At 66.9% G+C, this 11,564-nt stretch carries 11 protein-coding genes and 1 tRNA gene; 4 read left to right on the top strand and 8 right to left on the bottom strand.

Annotation, left to right across the window (positions count from 1 at the left end; genetic code table 11):
* Positions 1-25: 25 nt before the first annotated feature.
* The 6 genes from G3N62_RS11770 to cysS all read right to left on the bottom strand — a co-directional run bounded on the left by G3N62_RS11770 (position 26) and on the right by cysS (position 6,638).
* Positions 26-119: transfer RNA gene (locus G3N62_RS11770), tRNA-Ser, on the bottom strand.
* Between the two features lie 110 nt (positions 120-229).
* The gene (locus G3N62_RS11765; protein WP_034188899.1) at positions 230-1,483 is read right to left on the bottom strand and encodes an aspartate kinase; all 1,254 of its coding nucleotides are present in this window, start codon (positions 1,481-1,483) and stop codon (positions 230-232) included.
* 343 nt (positions 1,484-1,826) lie between these two features.
* Positions 1,827-3,248, bottom strand: coding sequence for a tRNA lysidine(34) synthetase TilS (gene tilS, locus G3N62_RS11760; protein WP_124670788.1), 1,422 nt, complete (start codon positions 3,246-3,248; stop codon positions 1,827-1,829).
* Positions 3,249-3,294: 46 nt separating this feature from the next.
* Positions 3,295-4,266 carry an acetyl-CoA carboxylase carboxyltransferase subunit alpha gene (locus G3N62_RS11755; RefSeq protein ID WP_006478433.1) on the bottom strand — a complete coding sequence of 324 codons (972 nt, stop codon included), beginning with the start codon at positions 4,264-4,266 and terminating at the stop codon, positions 3,295-3,297.
* Positions 4,267-4,369: 103 nt separating this feature from the next.
* Positions 4,370-5,197 carry a DNA-3-methyladenine glycosylase gene (locus G3N62_RS11750; RefSeq protein ID WP_034188901.1) on the bottom strand — a complete coding sequence of 276 codons (828 nt, stop codon included), beginning with the start codon at positions 5,195-5,197 and terminating at the stop codon, positions 4,370-4,372.
* Positions 5,198-5,240: 43 nt separating this feature from the next.
* The gene (gene cysS / locus G3N62_RS11745; RefSeq protein WP_034188902.1) at positions 5,241-6,638 is read right to left on the bottom strand and encodes a cysteine--tRNA ligase; all 1,398 of its coding nucleotides are present in this window, start codon (positions 6,636-6,638) and stop codon (positions 5,241-5,243) included.
* Positions 6,639-6,871: 233 nt separating this feature from the next.
* Between cysS and G3N62_RS11740 the strand changes: the two genes are divergently transcribed.
* The 4 genes from G3N62_RS11740 (at position 6,872) to G3N62_RS11725 (ending at position 9,614) form a co-directional block, all read left to right on the top strand.
* Complete coding sequence (locus G3N62_RS11740; RefSeq protein WP_034188903.1) at positions 6,872-7,594, top strand: tetratricopeptide repeat protein; 723 nt, start codon at positions 6,872-6,874, stop codon at positions 7,592-7,594.
* A 40-nt stretch (positions 7,595-7,634) separates the two neighbouring features.
* Positions 7,635-8,210 (top strand): peptidylprolyl isomerase, encoded by a 576-nt coding sequence (locus G3N62_RS11735; protein WP_034188904.1) that lies wholly within the window; start codon positions 7,635-7,637, stop codon positions 8,208-8,210.
* An 88-nt stretch (positions 8,211-8,298) separates the two neighbouring features.
* Positions 8,299-8,790, top strand: coding sequence for a peptidylprolyl isomerase (locus G3N62_RS11730; RefSeq protein ID WP_006478428.1), 492 nt, complete (start codon positions 8,299-8,301; stop codon positions 8,788-8,790).
* A 23-nt stretch (positions 8,791-8,813) separates the two neighbouring features.
* Positions 8,814-9,614, top strand: a complete 801-nt coding sequence (locus tag G3N62_RS11725) for a UDP-2,3-diacylglucosamine diphosphatase (protein WP_034188905.1) — start codon at positions 8,814-8,816, stop codon at positions 9,612-9,614.
* A gap of 52 nt (positions 9,615-9,666) precedes the next feature.
* On the opposite strand, the gene cysE is transcribed toward G3N62_RS11725, so the two are convergent.
* Positions 9,667-10,440 (bottom strand): serine O-acetyltransferase, encoded by a 774-nt coding sequence (cysE, locus tag G3N62_RS11720; protein WP_034188906.1) that lies wholly within the window; start codon positions 10,438-10,440, stop codon positions 9,667-9,669.
* A gap of 292 nt (positions 10,441-10,732) precedes the next feature.
* Positions 10,733-11,557: an RNA methyltransferase gene (locus G3N62_RS11715; RefSeq protein ID WP_034188907.1), complete on the bottom strand. Its 825-nt coding sequence runs from the start codon at positions 11,555-11,557 to the stop codon at positions 10,733-10,735.
* Between the last annotated feature and the right edge of the window lie 7 nt (positions 11,558-11,564).

Raw genomic sequence — 11,564 nt, 5'->3', positions numbered from 1 at the left:
ACTTGCGGGGCTTTGTCACCGCTTTTGGCGGAGACGGAGGGATTCGAACCCTCGATCCAGGTTTTGGCCCAGATGCTCCCTTAGCAGGGGAGTGCCTTCGACCTCTCGGCCACGTCTCCCAAACTTTCGCTCGCACCAGGGAGGCAGTGCGACGAGAACGAGATATTATAGGGTTTCGAACCGTGCGTCAATTTCGGTGATGCATTTTCTTCAATGCATCACGAAAAATTCACGACGCCTGGTCGAGTTCGAATGCCTTGTGCAGTGCGCGGACGGCCAGCTCCATGTATTTCTCGTCGATCAGCACCGAAATCTTGATTTCGGACGTCGAGATCATCTGGATGTTGATGCCCTCTTCCGACAGCGTGCGGAACATCTTGCTCGCGACGCCCACGTGCGAACGCATGCCGACGCCGACGACCGACACCTTCGACACCTTCGGGTCGCCCTGCACGCGCTCGGCGCTGACATGGCCCTGCACCTGGTTGGTGAGGATGTCCATCGCCTTCTGGTAGTCGCCGCGGCCGACCGTGAACGTGAAGTCGGTTTTGCCTTCGACGCTCTGGTTCTGGATGATCATGTCGACGTCGACGTTCGCGTCGGCGACCGGGCCGAGGATCTGATATGCGATGCCCGGCTTGTCGGGCACGCCCATCACAGCAATGCGTGCTTCGTCGCGCTGGAACGCGATGCCGGAAATGACTGCCTTTTCCATGGTCTCGTCTTCTTCAAAAGTAATCAGGGTGCCCGAGCGCATTTCTTCGTCGAGCGCAATCAGCGGATCGGTCAGGCTCGACAGCACACGCGTCTTCACCTGGTATTTGCCGGCGAATTCGACCGAGCGGATCTGCAGGACCTTCGAGCCGAGGCTGGCCATTTCCAGCATCTCTTCGAACGTCACGCGATCGAGGCGGCGCGCCTCTTCGACGACGCGCGGGTCGGTCGTGTAGACGCCGTCGACGTCCGTGTAGATCAGGCACTCTTCGGCATCCAGCGCGGCCGCGACCGCCACCGCCGACGTATCGGAGCCGCCCCGGCCCAGCGTCGTGATGTGGCCGTCCGGATCGACGCCCTGGAAGCCCGTGATGATCACGACCTTGCCGGCGTTCAGATCGGCCTTCACGCGCTCGTCGTCGATCGAGTGGATGCGCGCTTTCGTGAACGCGCTGTCGGTCTTGATCGGTACTTGCCAGCCGGCGTAGCTCACGGCCTCGACGCCGATTTCCTGCAGCGCGATCGACAGCAGGCCGACGCTGACCTGCTCGCCGGTCGACGCGATCATGTCGAGCTCACGCGGGCTCGGCTGGCTCGAAATCTCTTTCGCAAGACCGAGCAGACGGTTGGTTTCGCCGGACATCGCCGAAGGCACGACCACCATCTGGTGCCCGGCCTGATGCCATTTTGCGACGCGTTTCGCGACGTTCTTGATGCGCTCGACCGAGCCCATCGAAGTGCCGCCGTATTTGTGTACGATGAGTGCCATTGTCGTTCTGAACTGGAGGAGAAACCGCACGGGCGCGCTGGGCAGGCCGCGTAGCCGTTCGGTCACGCGGCTTGTGGCTGTGGACGGACGACAAGGGGGACGGCTGGGACGCAACACGCAAGCGTGACGGATTTTGCCCGGAAGGCCGATCAGGCCGCGCAAACCGGGTACGTCACGCGGAAAACCTGCACAAAACGCTCAAAAATCGAGCCGAGCAAACGACCGAGCGTACCCGATAGAAGCCCGCTTGACAAGCCGCCCGCCGTGCTGGGAGCCGTTCAGGCGCTGTTTACCAAATGGTGAAAATGGGCGCGCCATCGCGCCGCCGGACGTGTGCCGACCACTACGCGATCAGCAGGTCGGGGCGCCATTCGATCCGACGCCAGTCGCCGTTGCCGGCCGCCTCGCTCCCGGACAGGCCGATATCGCGATCGAGGCCAAGCCGCGGCACGTAGAGCAGCCGGTCGCCCGCGAACAGAAGCGGCACGTCGCGCTGCCAGGCCGGCACGCCGCGCTCCTGGAACAGGTTCTTCAGCGTGCGGCCCGGGCCGCCCGGCGACATGCGCATCCGCTCGCCGCCCGCGCGGGCGCGTACCGTGAGCCTGGCGCCGCGCAGCAGCGCCTCCGGCACCGCGCCGGCGCTCGCCGCGTCGGCCGGCGCGAACACGAACGTGCCGCGCCAGCCCGGCACGTGCCAGACCTCCTGCCCATCCCACGCGAGCGCTGCTTCCGGGTGCGGCGTGCCCGTGCCGTCATCGGCCGGTTCGCTGCTGTCGCCCGCTTCCCAGTAAACGGTATCGCGATAGAGCCGCAGGCACTGCCCTGCGTGATCGACACGCAGCGCGTGCGCGTCATGCGCGGCGCGCAGCTGCCGCATCATGTTGGCGAGCCGCGCGGCCGACGCGCCCGGCAAGCCGAGCCGGCGCATCCAGAAGCGCAGCAGGTTCGCGCCGCGCGTGTCGTCGAACGCGACCAGCGCGTCGCGCGACAGCGCATGCCCGTCGTCGCGCGCAACGGCGGCGAAATCCAGTTCGGCCAGATCGTCGAGCAGCTTCTGCGCGGCGGCCGCATGCTGCGCCGCGCGGCCGAGCGCATCGCGAAAACCCGGGAAATGCACGGCCAGCGCCGGCAGCACGTCGATGCGCAGCGCATTGCGCGCATAACGCGTGTCGCCGTTCGATTCGTCGTCGATCCATGCGAGCGCATGCTGCTCCGCGTAGCGCTCAAGTTGCGCGCGCAACAATCGCAGCAACGGGCGCACCCGTTCGACGCTCACGCCGTCGGGGCGATAGCGCGGCGCCATCGCGGCGAGCCCGGCGATGCCCGCGCCGCGCAACAGCTGCAGCAGCACGGTCTCCGCCTGATCGTCCGCATGTTGCGCGAGCCACAGCGTGGCCGCGCCATGGCGCTCGCACATCGCGTCGAGCGCCGCGTAACGACGCTCGCGTGCCGTGGCCTCGATACCGAGGCCGCTGTCGCGCGGCACGTCGACGCGCATCGATTCGAACGCGACGCCGAGCCGCGCGGCTTCCGCTTCGGCATGTGCAACCCATGCATCGGCGTTCGCGCTCAGGCCGTGATGCACATGCAGCGCGACGCAACGCGACGCGCCCGCGACGCGCACGGCCGCATCGAGCAGCACCGTCGAGTCGAGGCCGCCGCTGAAGGCGATCGCGATGCGCGCATCGGCCGGCATGCCGGAAAGCGCAACGCCAACCGCGTCGAGGACGGCGCGGTCGGCGGAGAATTCGGTCGGTGGGATCACGAGAGGAACGCGCGCGCAGCGGCGCGCGAATCGAATACGCAGCCGGTCATGCGCCCGGCGTGGTTTCCTTGAACTTGCCGTAGGCCATCAGGCGCTCGAAACGGCGCTCGCGCAGCGCATCGATGCTCATGCCCTGGAACTGGCGCAGCGAATCGGCGAGCGCGCGGCGCAGCAGTGCGGCCATGCCCTTCGGGTCGCGATGCGCGCCGCCGAGCGGCTCGTTGATGATCTTGTCGATCAGGCCGAGCGCCTTCAGGCGGTGCGCGGTCAGGCCCAGCGCTTCCGCGGCTTCCGGCGCCTTCGCGGCGCTCTTCCACAGGATCGACGCGCAACCTTCCGGCGAGATCACCGAATAGGTCGAGAACTGCAGCATCATCACGGTATCGGCCACGGCGATCGCGAGCGCGCCGCCCGAACCGCCCTCGCCGATCACGGTGGTGATGATCGGCGTCTTCAGCTCGGCCATCACGTACAGGTTGCGACCGATCGCCTCCGACTGGCCACGCTCTTCCGCGCCGATGCCCGGGTACGCGCCCGGCGTGTCGACGAACGTGAAGATCGGCAGCCCGAACTTCTCGGCGAGACGCATCAGGCGTTCGGCCTTGCGATAGCCTTCCGGACGCGGCATCCCGAAATTGCGCGCGGCGCGCTCCTTCGTGTCGCGGCCTTTCTGGTGACCGATCACCATGCACGGATGACCGCCGAAGCGCGCGAGACCGCCGACGATCGACAGGTCGTCCGCGAATGCGCGGTCGCCATGCAGCTCGTGAAAATCGGTAAACAGTTCCGCAACGTAATCGAGCGTGTACGGACGCTGCGGATGCCGCGCGATCTGCGACACCTGCCACGGCGACAGGTTCGCGTAGAGGTCTTTCGTCAGTTGCTGGCTTTTCTTCGACAGCCGCTCGATTTCTTCCGAAATATCGACAGCCGAGTCGTCCTGCACGAATCGCAGCTCTTCGATCTTGGCCTCGAGTTCGGCGATCGGCTGTTCGAAATCCAGAAACGTGGTCTTCATGTGTTCGAATCCTTGGGTCTTGCGGCAGCGCGTATTCTACCCGCGCGGGCGACGCTCAAAACCGGCTCTCAACTATTGACATTCAAAACCCGATAGTCGACGCTCAGGCGTCGGCGTCGGGCGCATCGAGGCTGCGCCACATGTACCAGGTCGCGACGGTGCGCCACGGCTCCCAGTTGGCGGCGACTTCACGCGCCTCGCTGCGTGTGACGGGTTCCCCGCTGAAGTAATTGACGCTGATCGCGCGGATCAGGCCCGGGTCGTCGAGCGGCAGCACGTCCGGCCGCGACAGGTTGAAGATCAGGAACATCTCGGCCGTCCAGCGGCTGATACCGCGGATCTGCGTGAGTTCCGCGATCACGTCCTCGTCGTCCATCGACGTCCATTTGTCGACGTGCAGCGCCCCCGAGACGAAATGCTGCGCCAGATCCAGGATGTATTCCGTCTTGCGTTTCGACAGCCCGCATGCGATCAGCTTGTCCGCACCGAGCCGTATCACCGGCTGCGGCGCGAGCTTCGGACACGCGTCCTCGATGCGCGCCCACAGCGACTGCGCGGACGGCACCGAAATCTGCTGACCGACGACCGAGCGTGCGAGCGTGACGAACGGGTCGCCGCGCTTCACGAGATGCGCGGGACCGAACTTCGGAATCAGTTTCTTCAGGATGCGGTCGCGCTTGACGAGATCGGCGCACGCCTTGTCCCAGTAGGCAGGACGCACGACGACCTCCTCGCCGCCCGCTTCGGGCGCACGCGTCTTGCGGGCCGCGTCGGCGGCCGGCTGCGCAGCCGCCGGCTGCGCGTGACCGTTCAGCGCACCGTTCGGCACGGCGCGCGTCGCGTCCGCCTTCGCCGCCGGCACGCGCCTGGCTGCCGGACGTGCGGCGACCGCGGTCGCGCGCCTGACCGGCGCTTTTCTAGCCGTTGCCATCTTGCCTCCTACCTGACGGATCGGTCAGTGGAACGCGCCGCGCTCATACGCGACGCCATTCGGTCGATCCGCCCGGTTTGTCTTCAAGTGCGATCCCGGCTTCGAGCAGCTGCGCCCGGATCCGGTCCGCTTCGGCATAGTCCTTCGCTTGCTTCGCCGCGACACGCGCGGCGATCTTCGCTTCGATCTCGTCGGCTGCGAGCGCGCCCGCCTGCGCGGCGCCGGACGCCTGCTGCAGGAATGCGCGCGGTTCGCGGCCCAGCAGGCCGAGCAGGCCCGCCAGCTGTTTCAGCTGCCGCGCGAGCGACGCGTCGCGCGTGCGATTCACTTCGCCGGCGAGCTCGAACAGTGTCGCCACCGCGACCGGCGTGTTGAAGTCGTCGTTCATCGCGGCCGCGAAACGCTGCGCATGCGGCTCGTTCCAGTCGAGCGCGAGCGTGTCGGCCTCGACGTCCTTCAACGCCGTATACAGGCGCGTGAGCGATGCGCGCGCGTCGTCGAGATGCACGTCGCTGTAGTTGAGCGGCGACCGGTAGTGCGTGCGCACGATGAAGAAGCGCATGACTTCCGCGTCGTAGCGCTCGAGCACCTCGCGGATCGTGAAGAAGTTGCCGAGCGATTTCGACATCTTCTCGTTGTCGACCTGCACGAAGCCGTTGTGCATCCAGTAGTTGACGAACGTCTCGCCGGTCGCGCCTTCACTCTGCGCGATCTCGTTCTCGTGGTGCGGGAATTGCAGATCCTGCCCGCCGCCGTGGATGTCGAAGTGATTGCCGAGCAGCGAGCAGCCCATCGCCGAGCACTCGATGTGCCAGCCCGGGCGGCCCATCCCGTACTTCGACGCCCACGACGCGCCTTCCGGCTCGTCCTCCTTCGCGCGTTTCCACAGCACGAAGTCGAGCGGATCCTGCTTCGCGTCGTTCGCCGCGACGCGCTCGCCCGCGCGAAGGTCGTCGAGCGACTTGCCCGACAGCTTCCCGTAGTTCGCGAACTTGCGCACCGAGTAATTGACGTCGCCGTCGGTCGCCTGGTACGCGTAGCCGTTCGCCTCGAGCGTCTCGATCATGCCGAGCATCTGCGGGATGAACTGCGTCGCGCGCGGCTCGAGGTCGGGCCGCTGGATACCGAGCGCGGCTTCGTCCTCGTGCATCGCGTTGATGAACCGGTCGGTCAGCGACTTGATCGTCTCGCCGTTCTCGACCGCGCGGCGGATGATCTTGTCCTCGATGTCGGTGATGTTGCGCACGTACGTGACCCGATAGCCGATCGCACGCAGCCAGCGCTGGACGAGGTCGAACACGACCAGCATGCGCGCGTGGCCCACGTGACAATAGTCGTAGACGGTGATCCCGCATACGTACATCCGCACTTCGCCGGACTGGCGCGGCACGAAGACTTGCTTGTCACGCGCGAGCGTGTTGTAGATGCGCAGTGATTCCATAGAGATGAACCGTGAGCCGAAGGAAACCGCCCTGGCGAAGCTCGCCCAGCATGCGACACGGACGGACCATCTGCTGCGGCACCGGGCCGAGCGTCCTCGTATCACATGGGGCGGTCAGGCTGCAAGCACAGCGGTGACGGCCACGAGAGGCTAAGAAAGACTGTCTGCGGCTCGCCGGAACGCGCAGACGTTTTGTTAGAATGGCTCGGAGTATAACATTCCGATTTACGCCTATGAAACCTCATCGCGGCCGCGCGCCGAGCGCTGCGACCCTCGTTGCGACCACCGTCATGGGCGTCGTGCTGACGCTTTTCGCGGCCCCCGCGGCGCATGCGCAGAAAGCCCCGGCCGTCGCCGACGGCACCCCCGAAATCGACTCGTCCATCGCCGGCAAGCAGTGGAAGCAGGCGCTCGCGCAACTCGACGCGCGCATCGCGTCGAACCCGCACGACGTTCAGGCGCAGTTCAAGCGCGGCACCGTGCTGGCCCGCCTGAACCGCGACGACGACGCGATCCAGCAGTTCGTCGCGATCACGCAGGCGTACCCGGAACTGCCCGAGCCGTACAACAATCTCGCGGCGCTTTACGCGAAGCATGGCCGCTACGACGAAGCGCGCACCGCGCTCGTCACCGCGACGCAATCGAACCCGAGCTATTCGCTCGCATACGAGAACCTCGGCGATCTCTACCTGCGCCTCGCGGCCGAGTCGTACAAGCGCGCGCAGTCGCTCGGCCGCACGAGCGGCGCGACCGCGCAACGCCTCGCCGATCTCCAGAAGATCGTGTCGCCGCCGAAAGCCGCGCCGAATGCGCGCGCGGTGACGCCGGCCACGCGCGACTACACCGACCGCGCCGCCGCGAACGTGAGCACCACCACGCTGCCGATGTCGCCGACGTTCCAGTTCAACGGTCCGTCGGGCGCGCTGGCGGCGCCGTACGTCGCGCCGTCGCAATAAGCGGCGCGGCCTTCTTTCCCCTCCCAACCTGAGGATCGCAATGAAACGTCTGTTGCTGGCGCTTGGCGGCGCCGCCCTTCTCGCGACCGCACCCGCGTTCGCGCAATCGGCCACCGCGCACCCCGTCGTGCAGCTGAAGACCTCGCAGGGCGACATCCGTGTCGAGCTCTACCCGGAGAAGGCGCCGAAGTCGGTCGCCAACTTCCTCGATTACGTGAAGGCCGGCCAGTACAACGGCACGATCTTCCATCGCGTGATCAAGGGCTTCATGATCCAGGGCGGCGGCTACAAGACCAACTTCGAGGAGAAGCCGACCCGCGCGCCGATCCCGCTGGAGAGCCGCAATGGTCTGAAGAACCTGACGGGCACGATCGCGATGGCCCGCACGAGCGATCCGAATTCGGCCACCGCGCAGTTCTTCATCAACACGGTCGACAACAGCGGCCTCGACTACCCGAACCCGGACGGCAACGGCTACGCGGTGTTCGGCAAGGTCGTGTCGGGTCTCGACGTCGTGAAGAAGATCGAAGGCGTGGCGACGACCTCGCGCGGCCCGATGCAGGACGTGCCGGCGCAACCGGTCGTGATCGAATCGGCCAGCATCGTCTCGAAGTAAGAACCTGCCGGCACGTCCGGCGACTCACGCGGCCGCGTCGCACGACCGGCCGCGTGCCATTTAAACCGCCTCACCGAAGGAATTCATCATGGTTGAACTGCATACAAACCACGGCGTGATCAAGCTCGAACTCGACGCCGCGAAGGCACCGAAGACGGTCGAGAACTTCCTGAACTACGTGAAGAAGGGTCACTACGACGGCACCGTGTTCCATCGCGTGATCAACGGCTTCATGATCCAGGGCGGCGGCTTCGAGCCGGGCCTGAAGCAGAAGCCGACCGACGCGCCGATCGACAACGAGGCGAACAACGGCCTGAAGAACGACAACTACACGGTCGCGATGGCGCGCACGAACGATCCGCACTCGGCGACCGCCCAGTTCTTCATCAACGTGAACGACAACGACTTCCTGAACCACTCGTCGCCGACGCCGCAAGGCTGGGGCTACGCGGTGTTCGGCAAGGTCGTCGAAGGCCAGGACGTGGTCGACAAGATCAAGGGCGTCAAGACGGGCAACGCTGGTTTCCACCAGGACGTGCCGACCGACGACGTCGTGATCGAAAAGGCCGTCGTGGTCTGACGCACGGTTACGGAGACACTTCGATGTTGCAGGAGAGTCCGCCGCGAAGCGTCTCCGCGGGCGTGCCTGGCGAACGCCAGTACGCGCAAGCCGCACGCCCGTTCCTGTTTCTGTCCGATCTGCATCTGAGCGAAGCGATTCCGAAGACGGTCGCCGCGTTCGAGCATTTCGTGAAGTACACCGCCGACAGCGCCGACTCGGTGTTCATCCTCGGCGATCTATTCGAATACTGGATCGGCGACGACCTCCTCGACGACGATCCGTTCGCGGCCCGCATGGCCGCGCTGATGCACACGTTCTCCGAGCGCGGGATCGCGCTCTACGTGATGCACGGCAATCGCGATTTCCTGCTCGGCCGGCGCTTCATGAAGGCAGCCGGCGCGATGCTGCTGCCCGACCCGTCGCTGATCATGGCGTTCGGCCAGCGTATCGTGCTCGCGCACGGCGACGCGCAATGCACGGCCGACCGCGGCTACCAGGTGTTCCGCCGCTTCGCGCGCAACCGCGTCGCGCAATGGCTGTTTCTCGCGTGGCCGTTCCGCTGGCGCCGCGCGCTCGCGCAACGCATGCGCTCGAACAGCGAAGCGGGCCGGATGCGCCCTGCCTCGGCCATCTACGACGTCACGCGCGAAGGCGTGGCCGCCCTGTTCCGCAAGAGCCGCGCGAGCGTGATCATTCACGGCCACACGCACCGCCCCGCGCGCCATCTGGAACCCGGCGGCATCCGCTGGGTGCTGCCCGACTGGGATCTCGATCACGGCACGCCGCGTGGCGGCTACCTGCGCGTCGATGCGGAAGGCATCCACGCCATGCCGCTCGAGTGACGCCGCCGCTGCCGTTGCATTGACCGGCCGCCGTCGGCGCCCGCCGCGTGGATTACATCTGGCGCTCGACCGTCTTGCCTTCCAGCACCGCCGACAGCCGGCGCAGATCGAGGCGCGCCGCATCGGCGCCCTGCAGCGTTTCCAGATGCGTGCCGAGTTGCTCGAGCGCCGCGACGATCTCGTCGACACGACGGCTTTCCTTCGCCGCGTGATCGATCAGGCCGTGGATCGCGAGCGACATCGGATCGTCGGCGTTCGGCGTGATCCCGTAGGCGCAGAATGCCGCACGCTCGGGCTGCGGCTTCGGCTGCGCCGGCATCACGATGCGCGCCGGATTGCCGACCGCCGTGCCGCCTGCCGGCACCGGCTTCACGACGACCGCGTTCGAGCCGATCTTCGCCCCCGCCCCGACCGTGAAACCGCCGAGCACCTTCGCGCCCGCGCCGACGATCACGCCGGCTTCGAGTGTGGGGTGGCGCTTCGCGCCGCGCGTGAGCGACGTGCCGCCCAGCGTCACGCCCTGATAGATCGTGCAGTCGTCGCCGATGATCGCCGTTTCACCGATCACGACACCCATGCCGTGGTCGATGAACACCCGCCGGCCGATCGTCGCGCCGGGGTGGATCTCGATCCCCGTCAGGAACCGCCCGGCCTGCGACGCGAAACGCGCGAGCCAGTAGCGCTTCGCGCGCCAGCAGGCGTGCGCGAAACGATGCAGCACGAGCGCATGCAGCCCCGGGTAACAGGTCAGCACTTCCCATGCACTGCGAGCGGCGGGATCCCGCTCGCGAATCGTGGCAACGTCTTCGCGCAGTCTCGTGAACATGATGTGGTCTGGGAAAAGGCCGGCGGGCATCGCCGGCAATGCCCGGCCGTTATCGCACCGGGTAATTTGCTTATGACGTCCGGCGATTGTAGGGCCAGTCGCGCATGGCCGCACACGGTCGCGCGTTCACCCCGCCGCCGGCGCGGGTATTCGAACGACAGGCTTGCTGCAACAGGCTTGCGGGGAGGATCGGCCGGATGGAATGGACCGGACCCGGCGCCGCCGGTCGACCGACGCACGGCCCGACGCGATACCCGGGCGGCGACCGACCGGCAACCGGTGCGCCGGCCGCTTACGCGTCGCCGTCGGGCTTGCCCGACTTCAGCAGGATGTGCTTCGCGACGCCGCGCAGGATGTTGACCTCCTCGCGCTCGAGGCCCGTGCGCGCGAACAGGCGCCGCAACCGCGGCATCAGCTTCTTCGGATTGCGCGGATCGAGGAAATCGAGCGCGATCAGCGCGTGCTCGAGGTGGACGTACATCCGCTCGATCTCGTCGCTCTGCGCGAGCGTGCCGGCTTCGGCCGACGGTTGCGCCGACGGCTCGCTCGCCTGTTCGAGAAACGCGACGCGCAGCTCGTACGCGAGCACCTGCACGGCCTGCGCGAGGTTCAGCGAGCTGTAGGCCGGGTTCGCCGGAATATGCGCGAGCGCGCTGCACTGCTCGACATGCTCATTGGCCAGGCCCGTGCGCTCGTTGCCGAACACGAGCGCGATGTCGCCCGTACCGACCTGCGCACACGCCTGCGTGGCGGCCGCGCGCGGCGCAAGGCGCGGCGGCCCGTATTCGCGCGTACGCGCGGTCAGCGCGATCGACCAGTGGACGCCCGATAGCGCGTCGCCGAGCGTCGGCACGACATGCGCGGACGCGAGGACGTCGTCCGCGCCGCTGGCCATCGCGATCGCCTCGGGGTCGCTCTGCACGTGCGGCACGCGCGGCGCGACCAGCACGAGACGCGAGAAGCCCATCGTCTTCAGCGCACGGGCGGCCGCCCCGACATTGCCGGGATGGCTCGGCTCGACGAGCACGAAGCGGGTGGACGTGAAGCCGCCGGACGGCGGCGGAGACGAGGCCGCGCCCGGCTCGGCCGGCGCGGCGGTGTTCTGCGGGGTTTCCACTACGATA

The sequence above is a fragment of the Burkholderia sp. Tr-20355 genome (assembly GCF_017104685.1).
Taxonomy (GTDB): domain Bacteria; phylum Pseudomonadota; class Gammaproteobacteria; order Burkholderiales; family Burkholderiaceae; genus Burkholderia; species Burkholderia seminalis.
The sequence above is the reverse complement of the archived record's forward strand: the minus strand, read 5'-3'. Positions and strand labels throughout refer to the sequence as shown.